General features: G+C 26.6%; 3 protein-coding genes. 2 read left to right on the top strand and 1 reads right to left on the bottom strand.

Translation table 11 applies throughout. The features are described from left to right. Together MBCUT_RS11075 and MBCUT_RS00500 are read left to right on the top strand one after the other, a co-directional pair. On the top strand, positions 1-920 hold a 920-nt coding region (locus tag MBCUT_RS11075), incomplete at its 5' end, for an Ig-like domain-containing protein (RefSeq protein WP_169805333.1). Positions 921-1,064: 144 nt separating this feature from the next. Then, entirely contained in the window at positions 1,065-1,286 is a 222-nt protein-coding gene (locus MBCUT_RS00500; protein WP_169805332.1) for a hypothetical protein, read from the top strand. A 202-nt stretch (positions 1,287-1,488) separates the two neighbouring features. On the opposite strand, the gene MBCUT_RS00495 is transcribed toward MBCUT_RS00500, so the two are convergent. Further along, entirely contained in the window at positions 1,489-1,905 is a 417-nt protein-coding gene (locus MBCUT_RS00495; protein ID WP_067257384.1) for a ferritin-like domain-containing protein, read from the bottom strand. Positions 1,906-2,220 lie beyond the last annotated feature (315 nt).

Raw genomic sequence — 2,220 nt, 5'->3', positions numbered from 1 at the left:
ATAGCACTGATAAATACACTGAATCAGAAACTAACATCACAATAAATGTTATTAAAGCTGACATCAATATTGGTGTTAACTTACCATCAAATGCTACATATGGTGGAAACAGTACTATATCTGGTAATTTAACCAATAATGGTAGCTTATTAGATGGTACTTACAACATCACAGTAACTATCAATGGTGTAGATTACAATGTAGGTGTTATTGATGGTGTTTGGAGTTTAACAATACCTAATACAAATGTAGGAATAGCTAATGTAGATATATTTTTCTCTGGAAACAATAACTACAACAATGCAACAATAGCTAATAGCTATACTGTTGCTCCAAAGAATCTTGGAACTAAAATTACAATAACTTCAACAAGAAACGGTAATAAAATTACCTACAAAATCACACTAAAAGACAACCAAGGAAACATACTAGCTAACCAAAATCTCAGTTTAACTATCGCAGGTAAAAGTGTAACTCTTATGACAAATGGTCAAGGGATTGCACAGTACACATATACAGCAACTAAAGCAGGAAAATACTACGCAAACGCAGCATACAACGGACTAAAAACTGAAAACATCATCTATGGCTCTTCCAGTGCAAAATCCAACAGCATATCAATCACAAAAACAAGTATAAAAATCTACCTCATCAAAGTAAGTGCTAAAACTGTAAAATATCATGGAAAAAGATACAGAGTCTATTATAAAACCTATTATATTAAAAATTACGGTATTTTAACAGGTTCTAAACTATTCAAGAAATCTTTAAAAGGTTTCACACTAAGCAAAATCAGCAAAACAAGCAACATAAAAACAAACTACAACAAAACCAAAAAAATCTTAAAAACCAGTGTAAAAAACCTTGCATATACAAAAATAGCCAAAATCAAAATAAAATTCTACAAAAGAATCGCATAAAAAAACTTTTAGCTAATATAAAAGCTAAAAAAACCCAAAAAAATTTAAAATAGGAGAGAATAACTTAATTTTTTCCATTCTCTCATATTATTTATTTTAATTATTATTCTAACAGTTGTATATAATTATAATTGATAAAAGGAGATGTTCATAAAAATGAGAGATAAAGTTTATGGGATTTTCAAACTAAAAAGAGATGAAAGCAATAAAATTATTAAAGAATCATTATACATCCACAGTGTCGACTTCAGTACTATTGAAAATATTTTTAGTATTGAAAAAAACGGATTCAACAATGAAAACCATCTAATTAGGGAACTAACAAAAGAAGAAATAGAAGAACATAAAATAGAAGTAAAAAATTAGTATTTTATATAAAAATACAAGAATTTTTCTAAAATGAGGACCGGCCAAAATTCCATATCGGTTTGTCAAAATCTTAGGAAAATCCTTTCTTTAGCAAAAGAAGAAACTTTTTTTGAAAAAAGCTATTTTTGGCCGACCCTCAAAATATAAAAAAAAATTAAATATAAATAAAAGAAAATTTAAAAAGATAAAATTAATGTATTTAGAAATATCTTTCTAAAATTCCTTCTAGTATTTTAGCGTGACGACCTTCGTCTTTAGAACTTTCATTGAAGAAATCAGAAGCATCTTCGAGATTTTCCCCTTCAGCTTTTTCTGAAGCAGCTTTTTTCTCTTTATTAGCCATTTTTTCTCCTTCAAGCATCATTTCGACGTTTTCTTTTAAGGTAAGTTTAATTACTCCATTCATTTCTGCGAATCTAGCTGCATGTTCTGCTTCTTCCCAAGCTAATCTTTTAAATACTTCTGCTAATTCACCATAACCTTCTCTAGATGCTTGTCTAGACATAGCTAAATACATTCCTACTTCCTGGGTTTCTCCCATAAAGTTGTTTTTCACTTCTGTTTCTAAATCAGTTCCTTTAGTAACTCCAATTTTATGTTCATTTTCAATTGCCATTTTTTCTCACCTGTAATAGTATATTTAAAATAATAAAAATACTTTTGTTATTTATTATAAATAAAATACACGGTATTTAACTAAATATGCAATGTTTAAATTATAGTCCTGAAAATAAAGTTTATAAGTAATGATATTTTTTAAAAACTTTTATATTCATTTATTTCTCAATCTAAATAATTATAATATATATTCATTTATTTCTCAATCTAAATAATTATAATATATATTCATTTATTTCTCAATCTAAATAATTATAATATATATTCATTTATTTCTCAATCTAAATAATTATAATATATATTCATTTATTTC

It is taken from the genome of Methanobrevibacter cuticularis, assembly GCF_001639285.1.
GTDB lineage: Archaea > Methanobacteriota > Methanobacteria > Methanobacteriales > Methanobacteriaceae > Methanobaculum > Methanobaculum cuticulare.
Note: the sequence above shows the minus strand (reverse complement) of the source record. Positions and strands in the feature narration are given on the sequence as shown.